We start from the raw sequence: 20100 nt of genomic DNA on the forward strand, positions 1-20100 counted from the left end.
ACCCTTCAATCGTCGGTTATTGTTGCTCCTGCCAGCTGAGGTCAAGAGCGGTTTTGACATCCGGCTTCGCCTTCAAAATTTCCTGATCGACCATCATTTGTCCGACTTCGTCCATACGGGCGATGTCTTCGTCGGTAATTTTCCAGTTGAATACCTGGGATTCAATAGAGGCTTGAATCACGGATTCGGCAGGAACGGTCGTGCCGTCGGCTTTTTTCAGCGTGTCCTCCGTAATAAAGTCGCTCGTAATAAACGATGCGGCTTTGGCGGCGTCGTTGCTCAGCATGTCGATCGCTTCCTTCTGCGCGTCAAGCATGCGATTCACCGCTTCTTTGTTGTTCTTGACGATATCGCCGGATGCGATTACGACCATGCACGGGAACGGCCACGACTGACCCACCTCGTAGATTTCCTTAACCGGATACGATTGCTTGGCGATGGAAGCGTAAGGCTCGAAGACGAAAGCTCCGTCGACTTTTCCTGCGGCCAGCGATTGAATGGCGACTGCCGGAGAAACGTGCTGCATAACGACGTCGCCGCGTTCCATGCCGGCTTGCTTCCAGACGACGCCGTTCAACACGATGTCGGCGGTGCTGCCTTGCTGCTGGGAGGCTACACTCTTGCCCTTCAGCTGCTCAATTGCGGTCACATCGCTGTTTTCTCCGACCAGCATGCTGTGATATCCCATTTGCGCTCCGCCAACAATTTTCAAGTCCGCGCCTTTGTCGAGCCAGGACAGCGCGTTCGTGAAACCGAGCACTCCGGCGTCCAGTTGGCCGCCTACGATTGCCTTGATCAGGTCGGTTCCGCTGGAAAACATGTGCATCTCGACGTCCAAGCCGTGCGATTTATAGATCCCCGCGCGGTCGGCCAAAATCGTCTGAGCATCGTCCATAACGTTCAAGTATCCGAGGCGAAGCTTGTGAGTAACCTGCTCCGACGCGCCTCCCGCGCTTGCGCTGGAGCTTGCCGCAGGCTCGCTCGTTTTGTCATTTTGTCCGCAAGCGCCCGCAACGAGCAGCGTGGACAACGCGAGGATGCTCAACCCTTTTTTCCACAAATTTAATTTCAATTTTATCTCTCCCCCGTGACAATTCATTTGATTCGGACTATAATCATTCCATACCCAAGTTGTTCAGTTGGAATAATAACTATTTTAGATTTTAGGTTTAAATGACAAGCGCGTCAATAGTTTTAATGGGAAAAGTGGAATTTAAGGGGACGTTGGTATGCTGCTGCAAGCGCTGAATAGATCAGGATTAGTCTTATATTCCGGGCTTTACTTCGTGCTGTGGGCTGCTTATATGGCGCTGAAAAGTCCTTGGCCCGCTGCGATCGGAGCGGTCTCCGCGCTGCTATTCCTATTAGTAGCGTTCTTCGGGACAGGGATGAGGGAGAAGCGCAAGTCCGTTCGTTATTATCGAATATTTGCGGTTGCCTATCTGGCTGTCGCCGCGCTAGCCTTGTGGGGTCTTGCCCCCTTGTTTATGCTTGTGCTCTGCAGCGCGATCGGATTGCTCGGGTTAGCCGTTTGGCATTGGCAGGAGAAGGGCGCCGGCGGAAGGTTCGTCCCGGTCGCGCTAACTGTAGCCGCGCTCTTGGCCGCTCCAGTTCCGGGGCAATATACAATTGATCCTGCGTCGCCGAGCGAGTACGCGGTACCGGGCAAGGCAGGCGTGCTGAAGGCTCCGAATACGATGAAGCGTCCCACGCAGGCGGGAGAATGGGCATTGAGCGCGGCGAGCGTCGCCGATGCTGCGCCGGCCAAGCGGCTTGCTCTGATAGAAGGGGAGGCAGGACAGGATTTCGGAGACCTGTTCCAACTGCCGTACGATATTCCGGAAACGTATTATCAATGGGAGGGGGCGGATTCCGACCCTCATGCGCTTATTAGAACTTTGGCCAAATGGAACGCGGAATCCGAGCTCGACGTGACGCAAGGACAGAAAGTGATGGGGGTAGGCACCGTTCTCCCGGATGGGCGAATCGGGATGGTCGACCGAATTGAGGCTTATACACGGTCCGCTATCGAGGAGGGGCCGGACGTTTTCTTCGTCCCTGTGGAGGCGTACCAGCAGGTTAAAGATATCTCCAAGAAGCAGTTGATCGTTCCGGTTTCGAATTTTGCCGAAGTGCTGTATTTCCTGGAGCAGCCGATCGAATTTTGGCCGCTGCGCAATTTCGGATTGTTTTGCCATTAAATGGGGCTTTTCGATAGGCCAGCCGGAACGATAATCGTTGATAAATGGGGTCCCAAAAACTCGCTCCTGAAACCTGAAAGGGTGAACCCGTTGCAAGATGGTTTCAGGAGCGTATGAGGCAGTCTTCGGGCTTTGATTGACCCACAGCGTTTCCAATTGGCTGGAAATCAAACTTTTACGGCGAATCTACTTGTACGAAAAGTCTACGCAGATAAGTTAGTCGGTAAATCGTACAAAGCGACCAAAATCAAAGGATCGTATGTCACTTTTGTATCGATCATCTCAAGCAACTCCGTGTATAGGACAGTCTCTTCTTAAAGCAGCCAACCGTACTACAGCAAATTAATATAAAGCCCGCCGAGAACGGTCCGGTTCTGGAATCCAGTGTAGCGCGAATATTTCACCTGATGAGGCGTCGAGCTGTAATACCAGTCGGTGATCGGCACCCGCTCGACCGTTTCGCTGATAAAATCCCAGATGGACTTGTACAGCCGCTCGCTATATTCGCCGTTATCCGCAAACACCGTCGTCCATGCCAGCCAATCGAGCTTGGTATAATCCGAGCGCGAATCCAGCGGCAGGCCGTAACGGTTCATTTTTTGGCTGTACAGCCTAACCTCGCTTTCGTACACTTCCTGCTCAAACAGCCCCACCCCAAGCAACTTGTCCCACACGATGTTGTACTTGATGCTCCAGGAGTCCGGCTGATCGAAGGCCAGCAGAGAGCCCTCTTCCTTCCGGGCTTCCGCACTCCATCTGTCGGCCATTGCCTGTGCGGCCCGGACATACTTCTCCTCTTGCACAAGCTTGCCGTACGCGCCCAACGCTACGATCGCCTTCATGCTCAAGTTGCAGTTGTGGGCAAGATGTCCGGCAAAATCGTCCGTGCACAGCTGGTTGCCCGGATCGTACCCGAACTCCGTCAAATAGTCCGCCCACTTGTCGAGCAGCTCCTTCTCCTTCAGGGCAAATTCGTTCGAGCCTTCGTAGCGGGACAGCGCCGCCACCGACAGCAGCATATTGCCGCATTCCTCGACCGGCATTTGATCTTCCAGCTTATTATCGCCGTACACTTGACCGTTGCACAGCGGATATTGCCCACAGTCGTGCGGAGCAAAATCGAACTTCCAAGCGTCGGAGCGTGCATATTTCAGAATCGGGCGCAGCATTCCTTTGACCAGCTCCGGATTGTACTTCAAGAATAGCGGGATCGAAGGATAAGTGACGTCTAATGTAGCGATACAGCCGTTGCTGAAGCATTCCTTGGACAGGAACAGGGCCTCGTCTTCGTGCAGCACAAGCTTATGAGCGGCGATTGTTTGCCGATAGGCCAGAGCCGCGATGTCCGCATAGTAGCGGTTCACTTTCGCCGTTTCGCCGTTAAGCTTCTCCTCGAACTCCGTCGCGAGGGAACGAACCTGCTCGAAGTCGGATACGGCATGCTTCAGCATGTTGTCGAACGTTCCGTACTCCTTTTTGTAATAAGCGTCGATTTGCTCCCCGAAATATTCGATCGACTTGATATCGTCATAAGCGAGGCAGATCGTGTCGGAGAGCTTGTCGCTGATCAGCGCGATGCAGCGGTACTCGCTGGCGGGCAGCGCCGTTTCGCCTTCGGTATCCACACGGACGACTTCCTTGTTGGCCAGAAAATGATACCGCCCGTCATAGTCGGATACGAACGCCCCGGGATGCGCGACATGAAGATAGCCCCAATCGATGCGAATGTGGTCTCCGCTGGCGTTAAGCGGCTTCTGCTCCGCATTGCCGCAATAGACGGAATCGGTGCCGCGGCGGAAGACGATTTTCTGATCCATCGTGTTGATGCAGCATTCGCCGGAAATATCGAAATACACTTCAATGCTATGCTCCTGCCCGTCTTTGATCGCAATGTCGTACGTAATGTAAGAGGCGGGGCGTGACAGAATGTGAAGCTGATCCGGGAGTAGAGGCGTCATGAATTTCAAGGTCAATTCGACCTGTTCGTTGGCAAAGGTATAGATCGTGGTTAGCGGCTGTATTTCTACTTTGATTTGCGGGATGACTTGCGGTTCTGCGTAATAGCGCTCGCCGAAGGCTTCTACTTTTCCCATGAACCGATACGTTACGCCATCGATCTTGATCAAGCCGAGCATGCCGTTGCGCTGTCCCGTCCAGTGGCGCGTATGGTCATCGTAAAGACGGTCTGCGAACGACCAGATGCTGAAATAGGGATCTACGGTTATCAGAGGAACTGCCGAGGGTCTGAAGCTCATTCGATCATCTCCTGTTTTAATTGATTCACATATAGTATACTGACGTCGATGACGGCAAGGGATAGATAAAACCGATGATCAAATGAGGAAAATGCGCATGAGGGAAGAAATATACCCATTTCGAGAAGCAGCGTCCGGATCGTTCGGATTACACTTCGAGCTGGCCGGAAAATCGTTTTGCGACGGGACTTATCGAATCGTAAGACCCCGTTCTACGGTAAGCAGCATCGAGTACATTATTCGGGGGCGGGGAACGGTCATCATCGATTCCCGGGAGTTTTATCCGAAGGCCGGCGATACGTATTTTCTGCATCAAGGTCATGATCATTTGTACTTCTCGGACAAGGACGATCCGTGGATCAAAATTTGGGTTAACGTCAGAGGAGATTTGTTGACGGATTTGATTCGTAGATACGGGTTGGAAGGCTGTTATCACATCCCCGACTTTTACTCTATGAACTACTTGCAGCAAATCGTCCATAACGCGCAAACGAACGACGGCAATTCCGTGCTGAATTGCACCTTGACCGTTCACGAACTGTTGTTCAAGCTGAGCGAGCATCTGCGCCCGCCGGTCGTACAATCGGATGCGATGAAGCTGAAAGCCTACCTGGACCATCGCGTGGCGGAAAATGTGTCTTTGGCGGAGCTGGCCGCGTTGATCGGCAAGTCAGAGTCGCAGACGATACGCTTGTTCAAGCGTCAGTACGGCGTCACGCCCTATCACTATCATCTTCAATTGAAGATGGAATTTGCCCAGAAGCTGCTCAGAAGCACGGGGATGCCTGTCCGGGAGGTGGCATCGCATCTTTCCTTTGCGGACGAGTTTTATTTCTCCAATTTATTTAAGAAGAAGCTGGGGATGTCGCCGAATCATTTTCGCAAGGCCAAATGAGAAGTAGTTTACAGTTTGAGCCGCTTTTTATGTGGTAATATAGACCATATAAGCCTACGAGGAGATGAGACTGTGACAATCAAAGAGGAATTGAGAGGCAAAAATATTATCATCCCTGACAATCCGGTATCGAATTTTCTGTTTAACAACACGAGATCGGGACTGCTGTGGCTCGTTGTTCGTCTGTACTTGGGTTATGCGTGGCTGAATGCCGGCTGGCACAAAGTAACGAACGACGCTTGGGTCGGCAGCAACGCGGGCAAAGGGCTGGAAGGTTTTATAAAGGGGGCGCTCGGCAAAGCGGCGGACGGCAAAGACGTAACCGGCTGGTACGCTTCGTTCCTTGAAAATGCCGTTCTACCCAACGCCAAAGTGTTTTCGTATATGGTTGCATTCGGAGAAGTGTTGGTCGGCCTCGGGTTGATCCTCGGTTTGCTGACGGGCGTGGCGGCATTCTTCGGCGCCTTCATGAACGCGAGCTTCCTGTTCGCGGGAACGCTTAGCACGAACCCGCTGCTGTTTATTCTCGCCACATGGATCGTGCTTGGCTGGAAAGTAGCCGGCTGGTACGGCTTGGACAGATGGGCGCTGCCGCTGCTCGGTACGCCGTGGACCCGCAAAAAGTCGGGCTGACCGAACGTCGGCCGAAGACCATAATCAAGTTGCCGCTCCTGCGCGGCTCAGCTTTACGAGAAACCTCGGTCATGGAAGTGACCGGGTTTTTTTTGACATATAAGAATTTATATCGTTTCAAGGGGTAAAGGGGAGTTCACTTCTCTGACATTATCGAGTAAGGTTGGAATATGGAGCCGAATGTACTGAAACGAATCTTCTTCGATGAAAATCAGCACTGGGATCGCTTTGTTGAGAAGCACGGAAAGAAGATCCGTCCAAACGTGCTGAAGGAAGTCTCGAAATTTCGCGGATGTGGTGACCCGAAGAATGGTTTTAAGTTGCTGGTTTGCGAAGGATGCCACGATATAAAGCGAGTCCCTTATCGGTGTAAAGGACGATTCTGTACGACATGTTCTTGCGGGGAAACCGAGGAATGGAGTCGGCTACTTGAGCATGACGTATTTCAGGTCAATCATCGTCATGTGATCATGACGATGGATGAAGGGTTAAGAGACGTATTTCTGAAGCACCGTGATTTGCTCAAAGGATTTATGGACGAAGCGGTGCGAATCATAAAGGAATATTTCGAGAAGAAGCATAAGAGTACACCGGGCATCATCGCCGGACTCCATACGTTTGGTTCACGAATGAATTTTAATCCGCACATACATATGCTTGTGACGATGGGCGGTATGAAGCAAGACGGGGAGTGGAAGAGTTACGACTTCATACCGTTTGAGATGTTGCGGAAGCAGTGGCAGACGGTGGTGCTCAAGCTCATCCGGAAAAACTTAAGTGCAGAGGAAAAGAAGCTTGTACAAGCTAGACTACAGCAGGCCTACTCGAAGAACGGGGAAGGCTTCTATGTGTATGCACCGAAACAGAAGGGGAATGTGAAAGTGCAACTAGGGTACATAGGGAGATACATTCGTAGACCGGCGATAGCCCTAAGTCGGATCGTGGATTATGATGGAGAAACGGTGGAATTCCGATACGTGGATAAGACGGATGGGAAAGAGAAAACGGAGCGGATCACGGTGGAAGAATTCATATCCCGCTTGATTCGACATATCCCGGATGAGCACTTTAAGACAATCCGATACTATGGAGTCTATTCCAGGCGGTTAAAAGGGTTATGCAAGAAAATGGTGAGCCAGTGGCAGAAGACGGCCCGGAAATGGATTGTAAGAGCGAAGCGGTTAATACGACGTAAGACGTGGCGAGAGCGGATCGTCCAGAAGACAGGGAGTGATCCGATGACCTGCCCGAAGTGTGGATGTTATTATGAGTACAAGGGAGAAGCCTGTCTTAAGGATGGGCAACTTGTGGTGAAGGTTGCGTTGAGTGCGAATAGTAAAGCCGTGTTGGAAAGGATGATTCGGGATGTCGCCGGTGTCGAAGTCACGCAAGAAGCAGGGAAAGAAAAAGAAAGCAGGGAGCGCGCCGCTTAGTAAGTACTTACAGGACAAGCTAGCGGTAAAATACATCTGTTTGACGTGTAAAAACGAAGAACAGATCCCCTATGAAGTGGTGAGAAACTTTGATGCCATGGATGGAGGAGATCCGCTGGACCCACCACAATTCACGTGTGAAGAATGTGGAGGAAACATGTATCCGGAATACTACAAAGGGATCCACGGGCACGAGTACCGAATTGAAGATGTATGTAACTCATAAGTGCAATATCGGTGTATGAACGACAAGGACCGTCAGGGTGAACTTCCCTGACGGTTTTTCTTACGTTCTGCACCGTAGGTTAAAAGCTTGACTCTCACGTATACTGGAGACTATATAATTATTTTCGGGGGAGGCATATGCTTGATATACAGTATCGGACAGTTGGCGAAGAAGACGAATATATCCATTCGGACGCTGAGATATTATGATGAAATCGGGCTGCTGAAGCCCGCCAAAGTAGCCGATTCCGGCTATCGCTACTATTCGAACGAGGAGATCAGAGTGCTTCGGCATATTACGGCTCTGAAAGAGCTGGGGTTTACCTTAGCGTCCATCAAGGACTTGCTGTCTACCGGGAAGGATGCTCAGGAGGATCGCTGGAGAGCTTATCTTGAGTTTGAACTGGCGGCCATCGCAGAAGAGAAGCAACGCCTGGCAGAGATGGAGATGCTTCTGCAGACGGCAAGACATGCGTTCGAAATGAACGGGCAGGTCGAATCGGAGGACATCTTTCTGTTCATTCGGGCATTGCGGTCCCCGGCGGAGATCAGAGACAAGTTCCTCGCTCAGAATTTTGCGGATCACGAAATCGAGATCATTAAGAGCTTGCCGGACTTGAGCGCGAACGACCCCCGAAGCATGGAGTGGGCCAAGCTGGTCCGGAAGGTCAAGGAGCACATGCACGAGCCTCCTTCCTCGGATATTTCCCGGCAGCTGGCCGCGCAAATAGTAGAGCTTTCATTGGAATGGTTTCACCAGGACGAAGCGCTTCTCGACAAGTACTGGTCCATGATTCGTCCCGAGGAAGGCAAGGAAACGAAGGTGTTCGGAATGGATGCCGAGGTCATGGATCGCATCGATCTGTTAGTCGACGGGTATTTGCAGCACGTACAGGAGGAGGCCGAGAATGGCGGAAAAAGCAGTTAAACTCATCAGCGAGACGAGAGCGTGGACTTATGTCATTTTGGGCGGATTACTGGAAATTGTATGGGCAAGCGGCTTCAAGTACGAGACTATTCCGAGCATTGTCGTTCTTGTCTCTCTGCTCGCCAGCTTCGATCTGATCATTCGGGCGACCAAGGTGCTGCCGGTAGGTACGGTATACGCCGTATTTGCGGGGATGGGGACTTTGGGCACGACGATTGTGGAGATTGCGATATCCGGCGGTAATGTTAGCGCGTTGAGAATTGTGTTTATCGTTACGCTTCTGGCGTGTATTATAGGGCTGAAATTATCGAGTAAAGGCAGTGAAGCGTAATGGACTGGATCTGGCTCATTGCTGCGGGATTGTTGGAGGTTGTCGGAGTAATCGGAATTAAACGCGTGGCGCAAAATAACAATTGGACGAATAACCTCATTCTTATAGGCGGATTCATCATCAGCTTTCAGCTGCTTATAAGAGCGATGGAAACGATACCGCTGGCGACGGCGTATGCCGTGTGGACGGGGATTGGCACGGTCGGCGCGGCCGTTGTCGGCATGCTGTTCTTCAAGGAGTCGAAAAGCTGGCTGCGGATCGGCTGTATCCTTGGCATTATTTTCTCCGTCGTCGGACTGAAGATGGTTAGCTAGGTGGGGCGGCGATTGGATGCAGCAATTGGAGAGGCGATGGGGCGGAGTTTGGATGCTCGCAGCAAAATCGATGTTCGCTTCGATTGGCGGGTATTTGATCAGGCGGTTGCGGAACGCGACCATTCCGTTTAAACTTGCCGAAAATGGTGAGGCAGCTGAGTTAAAGCGGCTTTCTCGCTTTATTTTCGGTGAGGGCGTTGATTTTAAAGCGGCTTCTCCGCTCTATTTTCGTTGAAACAGGAAAAACAGTGATTTTAAAGTGGATTCCCCCCTTTAATTTTACAATAAAGGAAAAATACATGATTTAAAGCGGGAAACCCGCCTTAAATTCAACAAAAGTGCCGGATTTTCAGATTTAAGACGGACAATCCGCTTTAAAATAAAAGAGCATAGACTAGTCTTGGTACCCGTTAAGCGCAAGGCTGTGCGGCCAGCCGGGTTAAAGCAGAAATCGTTCGTCAATGCTGATCTAAGAAAGGAGGCGGTGTGCGTGGAGCTTTGGTTTATGGGAACAAGCGCGGGCATGCCGATCGCGGAGAGAAATGTGTCCTCTATCGTGCTGAGCCTGACGAGGACGAAAGGTTCGCTGTGGATGTTCGACTGCGGAGAGGGTACGCAGCATCAGCTGCTGCGTACGCCGTTGAAACTGAGTAGACTGACCAAGTTATTCATCACACATTTGCACGGCGATCATCTGTTCGGCCTTCCCGGACTACTGAGCAGCCGCTCCTCGCTTGGGGGGACCGCATCGTTAGACGTGTACGGGCCGCCGGGCTTGCGTGAATTTCTCGATGCGGCGCTGAGGCTGTCCGATACTCACCTGAACTACCCCTTCCAGGTACATGAGCTTGAAGCGGAAGGAGCCGTGCTCGATGAGGACGGCTATACGGTGGAGTGCGCTCTGCTGGATCATCGAATCGCTTGCTTTGGCTATCGAATCGCAGAGAAGCCGCGTTCCGGCTCGCTTCGCGTCGACGTGCTTACGGCAGCGGGAGTTCCGCCGGGACCGGCCTATGGTAAGCTGAAGGCCGGTGAGGATCTCAGGCTGGAGGACGGGAGCGTCATCCGCGCCGCCGACGTGCTATGCGATCCGATTCCCGGGCGCGTTGTCGCGGTGATGGGCGATACCCGGCCGTGCGAAGGGGCGCTTCGGCTGGCCCAAGGTGCCGATGTACTTGTGTACGAGGCGACTTTCGGCGCCGATTTGGCGGAAAAGGCCGAGCAGTACGGCCATTCCACGACGCTGCAGGCAGCCGAAACCGCGAAAGCCGCTAATGTCTCCCGGTTGCTGATCACTCATTTCAGCTCGCGGTACGGACCGGATCAGCTTGCCGAGCTGGAGACGCAGGCACGAGGCGTTTTCCCGCAGACGGATGCGGCGATGGAGCTACAGGCTTATCCGATTCCTTCGCCTTCGTTCCGCACAAACTTAGCCTAATCATGCTCCGCTCCGCCGTACTTGCGCCTGAAGTGGCCCGGCGGGAGCTTCTTCTCTCGCAGGAAGACGCGAGTGAAGTAGTGGACCGAAGAGAAACCGGTCGCTTCGGCGATTTCCTTAATCGCCAGATCGCTTTCCGCCAGCAGCTCCGCAGCCCGGCGAACGCGCTCGCCGCGAACGTAATTCGTGAAATTTTCCCTAATGCCTCCGGAAAACAAACGGGAAAGATGGCGCTCGGAGACGTTCAGATAGGCGGCGATTTCCCGCAGGCTCAGATCTCGGGACAGATTGTCTCGAATGTACAGCTTGGCTTGACGGAGCAGAACGTCCGCGCTCCCAGTGAAGCGGGCCGGGGCGGGAGCTTCGCTGCTGAAGAGGCTCGGGAAGCTCAGCAGCAGAGCTCCTGCAGCGGCTTGCAAAGCGTTCGGAGACAAGCGGTTGCGGCCGTCCTCCCGCAGCAGCAGACTCTTCCATAGCAGCGAGGAGGGCAAGCTTCCGTCGTCGTAGACGCACGTTTCTCCGCTGGAGGCGAGAGAATGAAACGTCTCGACGGCTTCGCGCCGCGAGCTGCGTTCATCCGGCTCGAACGCTACATAGATCAGATACATTCCGTCCTGCGAGCGGATCTGATGATCGATGCCCGGTCTGGAGCAGAAGTGGGTTCCCGGCCGCAACGGATAGTCGATCCCGTTCTCCGAATATTCCCCTTCTCCTTCCAGCACGTAGCAGATTTCAAAAAAGGAATGTCTGTGCACCGAATTATTATAATGCCGGGGAACGACGTCCCAATAATGAATTTTGAATTCCGCCCCGTTTCCCGTGATCACTTTCGCCGCCTGCTCGTTTAGCAGCGCCTGCGTCTCATTGGCGATATCCATTCTTCCGCCCCCTACTCCGCACTTATGTCCTTATTATGCAAAAAAAAGTCGCCTGCGGTCAAAGACCGGCCCTGCCCGATAGCTATACAATAAAGCCGAAATGCAAAACAATTCAAGCTCAGATTGGCCAAGGGAGGAATCGGCATGATTCGTACAGAGGATGCGGAATTTTATAAAGAAAACGGGTATTTGCTGGTCAAAGGCGTCTTCAATTCCGAGGAAGTCGTGCAAATGCGCAAAGCGGTGGACGCGATCATTCAACGGGCGGCGATGGTAAACCGGGACGAGAATGCGGCCTGGCAGGGCGACTTCCTGCCTCCGGAGCAGTTGAAGAAGCTTGTGCTGAAAGGCTTTCACGACGTTCACTACCACGATGCGGCGTTCATGCGCGCGGCGATTCATCCGAACATGGTTGCGGTGCTGCAGCAATTGATCGGACCTAACGTGCAGTTGCACCATTCCAAGATGCTCGTCAAGCCGCCGGAGAACGGCGCGGCCTTCCCGATGCACCAGGATCAGCCTTACTTCCCGCACGAGAAGCATACGATGCTGGCCGCCAGCATCCATCTGGACAATGCGGACGAGGAGAACGGCTGCCTTCGGGTCGTTCCCGGATCGCACAAGCAGGGGCCGATGCAGCATGTGGGCAGACATTACCTCGACCACAAAACCTATCCGATCTCGGACGGAACGCTGTGCGAGGCGGAAGCCGGCGACGTGCTGTTCTTCAACTATTTGACGATTCACGGCTCGTCGGCCAACCGGAGCGAGCGGACGAGAAGGAACGTGCTGTTCCAGTATCGCGATCCGGAGGATTTCCCGTCGCAGAACGTCCATTTCGATTGGGGCATGGGGCTGATGATCAGCGGCGAAAATCCCAACTTCGATAAAGTCAAACCGAACTACCAGATCGTCGAATAACAAGAGCTAAGAAAAACGCAAGTGAAACTTGGTTTATCGGAAATACTTCGGGACCCGAAACTCTTATGATGAAGCCATGGATCTAAACATCCGAATAAGAGTTGGGGAGTGGTGTCCGATGTTGAACGATAGCCAATTGGCCGAATTCGAGCGCAACGGTTTTCTCAAGGGCGGAGTCGTGTTGAACGACGACGAGGTGGAGGCGCTTCGCGAAGAGCTGGAGCTGGTAATGGCGGGGAAATCGGTACAAAAACCCGTGCTGGCCCACAATATGCTGACCGACGGAGCAGAGGGAGCGACTCCCTACGACGGAATGAAAATGATCGTGAACGAGAAAGTCATTCAGATCGTCAATATTTGGATGGCCAGCGATGTGTTCTTCCAGCATGCCGCGAACAAGACGATCGTCGAGGAGATCGCCCAGCTGTGCAACACCGATACGGTGCGCATCTGGCACGACCAGATCCAGTACAAGCCGCCGGTGACGGGAGGACCGACCGCATGGCATCAGGACCATCCGCTCTGGCCGATCATCCAGCCGGCCGATCTCGTCAGCGCCTGGGTCGCGCTTGACGACGCCGTCGTCGAGAACGGCTGCATGTGGATGGTGCCGGGCAGCCATAAATGGGGAGATCATCAGAAGTATTTGGCCAGCGATAAGGAATTCATGCCTTATCATCGCCGCCCGGAGCTGCTTCCGGAAGGGGCCGAGGTTAAAGCCGTGCCGTTCGAGATCAAGAAAGGTCAGGTCGGCTACCATCACAGCCTTACCTGGCACGGCAGCCCTAACAATCGCTCGGAACATAAACGCCGGGCGATCGCCGTACACTACATGCCGGGCCATACGCGATATGTGCCGTCCAGCGACCATGTCATGCTATCTTACGTCGGCGTAAACAAAGGCGATATTTTGCAAGGACAGCATTTCCCGGTCGTATATTCTTCCGTCGGCGCTAGCTGATCGAAGGCAAGAGCCCTCCTCCCGCTTGGGACGGAGGGCTCTTGACGTTGCGAAAACGGCTTGCATTCCTTACGATAGAGGAAAATAGAGAGAAAGAAGGGGCGCGAACGGGATGACGGACAGAAATGGAGACGGAGAGGAATTTCGGGAGTGCCAAGCGAGCATGCTGCGCGCTTGGCCGTTCGTCCACAGCGTAGGGGATGTGTGGGCCGCGGCGGGAGCGACTCTCGGAGAAAGACGGCTAACCGACTACGAACTCGTCTACTTCCCGGACGGCTCGTCGACGATCTACGAAACGGACGAGGAAACGTATAAGCTGGACAAGCCTTGCTTTATTTTTACCAGGCCGGGCGAGGGACATCGCTATCGCTTCGATCCGAATAAGAACGTTCGGCATCTGTTCGTCCACTTCGATTACGAGGAACTTCGGCGGGGCGACGCTCGTTTCGATTCGCTTCTCTTCGGATCTCCTTATCTTCCGGTCAGCGGCAATAGCTTGCTGCCGGCGTTGCTTGGGCAGATGGTAAGAATCGCCGATTTCCAGCTCGCTTATTGGAAGCGGAGGCTGTCCGCCTTGCTGTCGTCGGCATTGGAGGAGCTGTGCGCTTCCGCGGACAATGCGCTGGAGGAGCTGGCCCGGCCGCTTCCGCTTCCGATTTCGCAGGCGTTAACGTATATGGAAGATCATCTCGAAGAGTCTATTACGATCGAGGAGATCGCCCGGCAGTCGGGCTGGTCCCACGAGCATTTCACCCGCATGTTCGTCGCTTCCGTCGGCATGTCGCCGAAACGAGCTCTGCTCGAGCGGAGATTGCGGCGGGCGGAGCTGCTGATGCAGAGCGGACGGTGGACGGTCAAGCAGATCGCTTACCGGGTCGGTTTTCGAGACGAGCATCATTTCTCCAAAATGTACAAGCGGCTTCGAGGAATGACCGCTTCCGCCTACATTGCACGCTGCGAGAGCTCCCTTGCCCAGCATGCGCTGCCGGCTCCCGACACGGTTGCTTCGCTATCCTCCAACCGGCATGTGCTCGTGAACGAACAGATCAAATAAATACCCCGTAATCGAGGTTCCGTCCATTGAGGAGACCGTTAGCCTTATTGCACAATAAAGGCAACGACGATCATGGAGGTTTGGGAAAATGGGGATTCCTTATACGCCGAAGTCACGCGAGCACGATAATCGATATTTGGTCAGCGTGGACGATTACGTTCATTATCAACGCAACGGCTATTTGATCGTGAGAGATTTATTGTCAAAAGAAGACATCGCGGAGCTGTACGATTTGGCAGAACGCACGCGGCTTGGTCCGGCGAAGACGGACGGGAGCGCCGCGCGGGACGACGATCCGCTGAAGCGGGAGTTCTCCGAGCAGACTCGGGTTCATATGGTTTCGAGACGGGACGCCGCCGCCGAGCGAGGATTGCTGCACCCGCGCATTCTCGACGTGACCGAAGCGTTGATCGGGCCGGATGTCTATGCTCTGCAATCGATGATGTTCCTGAATCCTTCTGGACGGGGAGGGCAAGGCTGGCATCAGGATTCGTACTACATCAAGACGCATCCGGACACGATGCTGGGCGCCTGGATCGCCTTGGAGGACGCCGACGAGGAGAACGGCTGCCTGTGGGTCGTTCCCGGCTCGAATCACGAGCCGATCTATCCCCCTGAAGGGTACAATTCGGGCAGCGTTCACGCCGTCGATGCGTTCAAGGATCTGCACGCCGTGGAGAATGTCAGCCATCTCGACGACGAGGCGAATACGCTGTCGCGGGTGGTGGCGAAGTACCCGCCGCCGATTCCGGTGCCGCTGCGGCCAGGCGACGTGCTGTTTTTTCATTCGCATCTGCTGCACCGCTCGCATCCGAATCGCACGGCGGATCGGTTTCGCCGTTCCTATGTATGCCACTATTGCAACGCCCGTTCCTGGGTTCCTTGGGATCATGACGGCTACGAGGGAGAATCGGGCAACTACAGGCAGATTCTGGCGCGCGGCCGCACTCATCTGCCGTACGCGGAGCCTGTCTTCGGTACCGAGGTGTTCCTGTCCGAGGCTAGCGGGGAAGGCGACAGCGTCCGCATGATGGGCATGGAGGACGGCATGATGATGCCGGTCGTGCAGAAGAAGGAATAGGACGGTTCTTTAGACGGAATGAGGAGCGCCGAATGGCGGTTGGCCGCTAAGCGTCCTTGCCCTGCATCCGAAATTCCGTCGGGGTCAGCCCGGTAAACTTCTTGAACTGGTGGCTGAAATAGTGAATGCTCGTAAAGCCGAGCCGTTCGGCCAGCGAATCGATTTTCTCGCCGTGCAGGAGCGCTCGCTTCGCCTGCTTGATCCGCTCGCCGATGATGTACTGCTTAGGGAGCAGGCCGAATTCCTCCTTAAACAGCTTGGAGAAATGGATCGGGTGATAGCCGCACATCGTCGCAAGCTCGGCCACTGTCCAATTGCGGCCCGGTTCCAGCTGCATCGCCGCAATGGCGGGCTCGATCTTGTTTAAGGAAGTGGAGGATGCGGAGCGAAGGTCCAGCAGCTGGCGGAAAATATACGTTACCGCCTGGGTCATGAGACCTCTAAGCGCGGTTCCGTATCCAGGCTGCTCCAGCTCGTATTCCTTCACGATCTTGGTCAGGACCGGCTCCAGTCCCGAGACCGTAAAATGGGAAGGGAACGCTACGGAGCCGTAAGGCGGAATGCTCGGCGAGGGAACGGCCGGTTGTCCGCAAGGCTCGTCCTGGCCGGCATAACGGATCGACAGCCCCGGATGGACCGGAGCCGTCGATTCGTGCCTCCAGTGAAAGTGGATGCTGTAGTAATCGGTGCGTTCCGTCGCATACAGCTCGTGAGGGCATTCCGGCCCGAAGTGCACGCACTCTCCGCTCCGAATCCCGTATGTTTTTTCTCCGACGGACAGCTCGGCATAACCGGACACGACGTAGAAAAGCTGGTTGTCGGGAATAATTCTTCTTCCCCACTTGGAAGCGGCGGTAGCCGTCGCCCTGCTGGCGAAATTAACCGTGGGCATAAGCTCGTCAAGCGAACGGATCGTCATAGTTCCTCTTCTTTCGTTCGTTGTCGTTCACCCTCATCATAAGGAGGAAGCCACAGTTCCGCAAGTCCCGCTTGCAGGAAGAAGGCTAGTCCAGTCGTCCTTCCCGCTTGAAAAGTTCGAGCTGCTTCTTTTTCCAATGGGGCAGACGCTCAATTTCCTTTTCCAGCCGCTTTCTAACAAACCTGTACAGCCGCAAATCATGTTCGACCAAGCTCTCGATCAGCGCGATAACCTCGGGATCGATTTGCTCGATTGTTGGTCGGTTCGGCGTCGCATTCACCCTGAATACTTCCGCGGACTTCCAGCCATATCTATTTTTCAGCAAGTAAACCGACTCGTGATACAGCTCGGTAACTCCGACGATCGGATAATGCTCGGTCACGATCTTAAGCGTATTCTTCCATGAGACGGGAGGGCGGCCAGCATGTAATTGGACTGATAATTCCGGAAAAAGGCATCCATAATGTTGTCCGGAAGCTGAAAAAAATCCTTCATCGGCATCTGGAGCACGAAAGGATTGAGCCAGTGGGGAGGATGATGTGCGATGTAAAAGTAGTAGGATAAAACCGCTTCGACGGGATACCGCATCAACGTCGCATATTCGTAGGGGCGGGCGGAGCGGGCGTGAGGTCCGAACCAGTAATGGCAGAAAATGCAATCGAATCCGTGGTCCGGACGGGCCAGCGTCATTTCCCATTCCCGTCCAGAACGGCGTGCGGAATGCCGTTCTGCTGCAGCCGCCTCTCCACGATTCTGCCGATTGTCGATTTGCCCGAGCCGGACAGCCCGACAAACCAGACGACCGCTCCGTTTTTTTGCGACATGGCGCTCACCTCGCCATAGTGTATGCGGGTAAGCGCCGGAGCGCATGGACAAACCGACCTTCTTTAAGCGGCGAGCAGCATAGTCGGGCGAGATTCGTTGCTGTGCAGTACGCTCGCTTGGCGCGAGACGGCCGCACGGAGCCGTCGCGAATGCAGCATGCCGATCGCCGCGGCCGGCTCGGAGTCGATTGCGCGGAACAAGGTCAACATCGTTTCCGCGTCGCCGGAATCGTACGCGGCCGCAAGCGCCCGAACGTAGGCGTCCAAGCCGGACGGATCGTCGGCCTGCGCCTCCGCGCCGTTCTCTAGATTGTCCCGGACGCGCGGCAGGCCCAGTCTGGCCCGATGCAGGGCGGCTTTGGCCGCTCCTTCCGTCACGCCAAGCATAGCGCCCGTCTCCGCGCTTGAATAGCCGAGTACATCCCGCAGCAGGAACGTCGCTCTTTGCAAGGGGGGCAACTGTGCGATCAGTGCGCGGAAAGCCGCCTCGATTTCCAGAGAGTCGCCATAAGCTTCCTTCTCTTCTGGCGAACGCTCGGCTCGCAGAATGCGCGACAGCTTGGCGCTGCGGCGGGCGCGATCGACCCAAGCGTTCTTCGCGATTCGCAGCAAGTAGGCTTCGGGATTCGGATGTTCCTCGAAGCGGGCGCCGCCAAGCGCCTTAAGCCAGGCGTCTTGAGCCAGGTCCTCCGCCTCCCAAGCGGATTCGGCCAGGGACAAGCAATATTTGCGCAGCGCGGCGTGAAGCCGGGCTACGTCTAGCGTCGGATGCGCCTCCGTCTGGGGCGCATTTGCGGTTCGGTTCGCATGCATGGCGTTCCCTCCTCGTTCTAGGGCAAATTTCGTCCTGCTATCGTAAACGAATGAAGCGTGCGAAAAGATACGCACATCGGCTTCGAAATTGGACTTTTAGAACTTCCTCTCTACAGTGTATTCGATTTTTTCGGCGCAGCAAAGGCGGACCGGCGGGCCGCCCGTATCTTTCCGGGGCGTTCGTTCGTCTACGGGGGTGAACGGCGATTATCGAATACAAGAAAAACGGAGGAATGAACAAATGACGAATTATGTGCCGTACGTCGTGGAGCAGACGAACCGCGGGGAGAGAAGCTACGACATCTACTCTCGCCTGCTGAAGGATCGCATCATCTTCTTAGGCTCGGCGATCGACGATCAGGTCGCCAACAGCGTCGTCGCCCAGTTGCTGTTTCTCGCAGCGGAAGATCCGGACAAAGAAATCAGCATGTATATCAACTCGCCGGGCGGTTCCGTCTCGTCCGCATTCGCCATGTATGACACGATGCGCTACATTAAGCCGGAGGTTCATACAATCTGCATGGGGATGGCCGCCTCCGCGGGAGCGTTCCTGCTGCTGGCCGGCACCAAGGGCAAGAGGTTCGCGCTTCCCAGCAGCGAGATTATGATTCACCAGCCAAGCGGCGGAGCGCAGGGGCAGGCGAGCGACATTGCGATCACAGCCCAAAAAATATTGCGGACTAGAGATAAGCTGAACCGGATTTTTGCGGATCGCACCGGCCAGCCGCTCGAGCGAATCGAGAAGGATATGGAGCGAGATTACTATATGACCGCCGAAGAAGCGCTGGAATACGGCGTTATCGACCAGATCATCACGTCCTCGGACATTCGTCTCTAACGATTGTTCCCAGCCATTTGCCATCCTTGCCGAACGATGCCGTCTTGCGAATTCCGCTTGACGGCTTCATTTTGCCATGCCATAATGTACGCGTGTACATTATGGCATTCAGACAGGAAGATGACTGTGACGAACCGTAAAGAAGTCGCCAAGCTGGCCGGGGTGTCGGAAGCGACCGTATCCCGGGTGCTTAACGGAATCGGGCCGATGAAGGAGTCGACCAGACAGCGGGTGCTGCAGGCGGCCAAGCAGTTGAATTACGAATTGAACGCGGTAGCTTCGAGCTTCGCAAGAGGGCGAAGCGGCAACCTTGGCGTTGTGCTGCCCCACGTGCCGAAGGTTCATCTGTTCTCGACGTATTATTTTTCCGAGCTGCTTGGAGGTATCGGGGAAGCGGTTCACTCCGGCGGTTACGGGCTGCTGCTGCTGTTCCGGGATCCAACCGTTGTATACGATTACGTCTCTTTGTATCGGACGCAGCGGGTCGACGCCTGCATCATCCTCGGCTCCAGCGCTTTAGAAACGGAGAAGACGGCCGTTCACCGGCTCGCGGACGAGCGGCTGCCGTATTGCGTCATGGATCAAAGATTCGATCATCCGCAGTTAAGCATCGTGGCCGCGGATCACGAGCAGGGAAGCTATGACGCGGTTAAGCATCTGATCGAGCGCGGATACAGAAAAATCGGCTTCCTGAACGGGGCGCCTCAGTATTCGAATAGCGAGGACAGAATGGCGGGATACCGGAAGGCGCTGAAGGAGGCCGGCATTGCCGAAGACGATACGCGGGTCTACCAGGGCAATTACAGCCGCACGAGCGGGAAGAAGGCGGCCAGCCAAGTATATCGCGATCTAGCTCGGCTAGACGCCGTCTTTGTCAGCAACGACCGGATGGCGATCGGTCTGATGCAGGGGCTGAGGGAGCTGGGCTGCCGCCTGCCGGACGATCTGAAGATCGTCGCCTATGACAATTCCGACGCGGCGAGCTTCACCGAGCCAGCGCTGACGACGGTTAAAGTTCCGTTTTACGAGATGGGCAGACTGGCGGCGGATCGCTTGCTGAAGCAGCTTGCGGAGCGAGACAGAAACGACGCTTCGGCAGAGCCGATTCGCGAGAAGCTGAGAACCGAGCTCATTATCCGCCAATCGAGCGGCAATTAA

General features: G+C 54.7%; 23 protein-coding genes. 15 read left to right on the forward strand and 8 right to left on the reverse strand.

Going from position 1 to position 20100, the window contains the following annotated elements:
- Positions 1–16: 16 nt before the first annotated feature.
- Positions 17–1072 carry an ABC transporter substrate-binding protein gene (locus tag J4772_RS28245; protein ID WP_209072422.1) on the reverse strand — a complete coding sequence of 352 codons (1056 nt, stop codon included), beginning with the start codon at positions 1070–1072 and terminating at the stop codon, positions 17–19.
- Between the two features lie 157 nt (positions 1073–1229).
- Between J4772_RS28245 and J4772_RS28250 the strand changes: the two genes are divergently transcribed.
- Complete coding sequence (locus tag J4772_RS28250) at positions 1230–2201, forward strand: hypothetical protein (protein WP_209072423.1); 972 nt, start codon at positions 1230–1232, stop codon at positions 2199–2201.
- A 332-nt stretch (positions 2202–2533) separates the two neighbouring features.
- On the opposite strand, the gene J4772_RS28255 is transcribed toward J4772_RS28250, so the two are convergent.
- A complete protein-coding gene (locus J4772_RS28255; protein WP_209072424.1) occupies positions 2534–4456 on the reverse strand; it encodes a glutaminase domain-containing protein in 1923 nt (640 codons plus the stop codon).
- A gap of 97 nt (positions 4457–4553) precedes the next feature.
- Here J4772_RS28255 and J4772_RS28260 point away from each other — a divergent pair, with 97 nt between their 5' ends.
- The 8 genes from J4772_RS28260 to rnz all read left to right on the forward strand — a co-directional run bounded on the left by J4772_RS28260 (position 4554) and on the right by rnz (position 10653).
- Positions 4554–5351: a helix-turn-helix domain-containing protein gene (locus J4772_RS28260; protein WP_209072425.1), complete on the forward strand. Its 798-nt coding sequence runs from the start codon at positions 4554–4556 to the stop codon at positions 5349–5351.
- A gap of 72 nt (positions 5352–5423) precedes the next feature.
- Positions 5424–5984 carry a DoxX family membrane protein gene (locus J4772_RS28265; protein WP_209072426.1) on the forward strand — a complete coding sequence of 187 codons (561 nt, stop codon included), beginning with the start codon at positions 5424–5426 and terminating at the stop codon, positions 5982–5984.
- 170 nt (positions 5985–6154) lie between these two features.
- Complete coding sequence (locus J4772_RS28270) at positions 6155–7417, forward strand: IS91 family transposase (RefSeq protein WP_247740877.1); 1263 nt, start codon at positions 6155–6157, stop codon at positions 7415–7417.
- Positions 7418–7784: 367 nt separating this feature from the next.
- Complete coding sequence (locus J4772_RS28275; RefSeq protein ID WP_247740880.1) at positions 7785–8570, forward strand: MerR family transcriptional regulator; 786 nt, start codon at positions 7785–7787, stop codon at positions 8568–8570.
- Positions 8551–8901 (forward strand): DMT family transporter, encoded by a 351-nt coding sequence (locus J4772_RS28280; RefSeq protein ID WP_209072427.1) that lies wholly within the window; start codon positions 8551–8553, stop codon positions 8899–8901. The genes J4772_RS28275 and J4772_RS28280 overlap by 20 nt, the downstream gene beginning before the upstream one ends.
- Positions 8901–9215, forward strand: a complete 315-nt coding sequence (locus J4772_RS28285; RefSeq protein WP_209072428.1) for a DMT family transporter — start codon at positions 8901–8903, stop codon at positions 9213–9215. Before J4772_RS28280 ends, J4772_RS28285 begins: the two co-directional genes overlap by 1 nt.
- 16 nt (positions 9216–9231) lie before the next feature.
- The gene (locus J4772_RS28290; RefSeq protein ID WP_209072429.1) at positions 9232–9450 is read left to right on the forward strand and encodes a hypothetical protein; all 219 of its coding nucleotides are present in this window, start codon (positions 9232–9234) and stop codon (positions 9448–9450) included.
- 255 nt (positions 9451–9705) lie between these two features.
- Positions 9706–10653 (forward strand): ribonuclease Z, encoded by a 948-nt coding sequence (gene rnz / locus J4772_RS28295; RefSeq protein ID WP_209072430.1) that lies wholly within the window; start codon positions 9706–9708, stop codon positions 10651–10653.
- Here the strand turns inward: rnz and J4772_RS28300 are convergent.
- Positions 10650–11531: a helix-turn-helix domain-containing protein gene (locus J4772_RS28300; RefSeq protein ID WP_209072431.1), complete on the reverse strand. Its 882-nt coding sequence runs from the start codon at positions 11529–11531 to the stop codon at positions 10650–10652. The two genes, rnz and J4772_RS28300, sit on opposite strands and share 4 nt — an antisense overlap.
- A 144-nt stretch (positions 11532–11675) precedes the next feature.
- On the opposite strand from J4772_RS28300, the gene J4772_RS28305 reads away from it, so the two are divergent.
- The 4 genes from J4772_RS28305 to J4772_RS28320 all read left to right on the forward strand — a co-directional run bounded on the left by J4772_RS28305 (position 11676) and on the right by J4772_RS28320 (position 15548).
- Complete coding sequence (locus J4772_RS28305; protein WP_209072432.1) at positions 11676–12452, forward strand: phytanoyl-CoA dioxygenase family protein; 777 nt, start codon at positions 11676–11678, stop codon at positions 12450–12452.
- A 118-nt stretch (positions 12453–12570) separates the two neighbouring features.
- Positions 12571–13413, forward strand: a complete 843-nt coding sequence (locus J4772_RS28310; RefSeq protein ID WP_209072433.1) for a phytanoyl-CoA dioxygenase family protein — start codon at positions 12571–12573, stop codon at positions 13411–13413.
- A 112-nt stretch (positions 13414–13525) separates the two neighbouring features.
- Entirely contained in the window at positions 13526–14467 is a 942-nt protein-coding gene (locus J4772_RS28315) for an AraC family transcriptional regulator (RefSeq protein ID WP_209072434.1), read from the forward strand.
- 88 nt (positions 14468–14555) lie between these two features.
- Complete coding sequence (locus tag J4772_RS28320) at positions 14556–15548, forward strand: phytanoyl-CoA dioxygenase family protein (RefSeq protein WP_209072435.1); 993 nt, start codon at positions 14556–14558, stop codon at positions 15546–15548.
- A gap of 46 nt (positions 15549–15594) precedes the next feature.
- On the opposite strand, the gene J4772_RS28325 is transcribed toward J4772_RS28320, so the two are convergent.
- The 5 genes from J4772_RS28325 to J4772_RS28345 all read right to left on the reverse strand — a co-directional run bounded on the left by J4772_RS28325 (position 15595) and on the right by J4772_RS28345 (position 18104).
- Positions 15595–16467, reverse strand: coding sequence for a helix-turn-helix domain-containing protein (locus J4772_RS28325; protein ID WP_209072436.1), 873 nt, complete (start codon positions 16465–16467; stop codon positions 15595–15597).
- Positions 16468–16552: 85 nt separating this feature from the next.
- Positions 16553–16849 (reverse strand): hypothetical protein, encoded by a 297-nt coding sequence (locus J4772_RS28330; protein ID WP_209072437.1) that lies wholly within the window; start codon positions 16847–16849, stop codon positions 16553–16555.
- Positions 16846–17157, reverse strand: a complete 312-nt coding sequence (locus J4772_RS28335) for a hypothetical protein (RefSeq protein WP_209072438.1) — start codon at positions 17155–17157, stop codon at positions 16846–16848. The genes J4772_RS28330 and J4772_RS28335 overlap by 4 nt, the downstream gene beginning before the upstream one ends.
- Positions 17154–17291: an adenylyl-sulfate kinase gene (locus tag J4772_RS28340; RefSeq protein WP_209072439.1), complete on the reverse strand. Its 138-nt coding sequence runs from the start codon at positions 17289–17291 to the stop codon at positions 17154–17156. The genes J4772_RS28335 and J4772_RS28340 overlap by 4 nt, the downstream gene beginning before the upstream one ends.
- Before the next feature lie 63 nt (positions 17292–17354).
- Positions 17355–18104, reverse strand: coding sequence for an RNA polymerase sigma factor (locus J4772_RS28345; protein ID WP_209072440.1), 750 nt, complete (start codon positions 18102–18104; stop codon positions 17355–17357).
- Between the two features lie 214 nt (positions 18105–18318).
- Here J4772_RS28345 and clpP point away from each other — a divergent pair, with 214 nt between their 5' ends.
- Both clpP and J4772_RS28355 read left to right on the forward strand, forming a co-directional pair.
- Complete coding sequence (clpP, locus tag J4772_RS28350; RefSeq protein ID WP_256442742.1) at positions 18319–18942, forward strand: ATP-dependent Clp endopeptidase proteolytic subunit ClpP; 624 nt, start codon at positions 18319–18321, stop codon at positions 18940–18942.
- 120 nt (positions 18943–19062) lie between these two features.
- Positions 19063–20100, forward strand: coding sequence for a LacI family DNA-binding transcriptional regulator (locus J4772_RS28355; RefSeq protein WP_209072442.1), 1038 nt, complete (start codon positions 19063–19065; stop codon positions 20098–20100).

The sequence above is a fragment of the Cohnella sp. LGH genome, assembly GCF_017671885.1.
Classification (GTDB): Bacteria; Bacillota; Bacilli; order Paenibacillales; family Paenibacillaceae; genus Cohnella; species Cohnella phaseoli.